Here is a 248-nt window from a genome sequence, read left to right as displayed (position 1 = left end):
AGGATATTTTAATTACGGAGGCAGATGGGCATGAATTCGTTAACTACTCGCCAAAAAAAGGCATTAGAAACTCGAGAAAAATTACTGAAAACTTCTTTAGATTTATTTAATAAACATGGATTTGAACATGTATCTGTTGAACAAATTACGAAAGCATGTAAAGTGTCCAAGGGCACTTTCTATACCCATTTCCCATCCAAATACGATGTTATTTTGGAAAAATTTGAGGAGCTTGATAGCTTTTACAG

Annotated in this window: 1 protein-coding gene; it reads left to right on the top strand. The window is 33.5% G+C overall.

What is annotated here, in order from left to right; genetic code table 11:
- Nucleotides 1-30: 30 nt before the first annotated feature.
- Nucleotides 31-248 (top strand): TetR/AcrR family transcriptional regulator (locus SB660_RS22675; RefSeq protein ID WP_410584756.1); only part of this gene is annotated, 218 nt, incomplete at its 3' end.

It is taken from the genome of Bacillus sp. SIMBA_005 (assembly GCF_046535585.1).
In the GTDB taxonomy this organism is placed as follows: Bacteria; Bacillota; Bacilli; order Bacillales; family Bacillaceae; genus Bacillus; species Bacillus pumilus.
The sequence above is the reverse complement of the archived record's forward strand: the minus strand, read 5'-3'. Positions and strand labels throughout refer to the sequence as shown.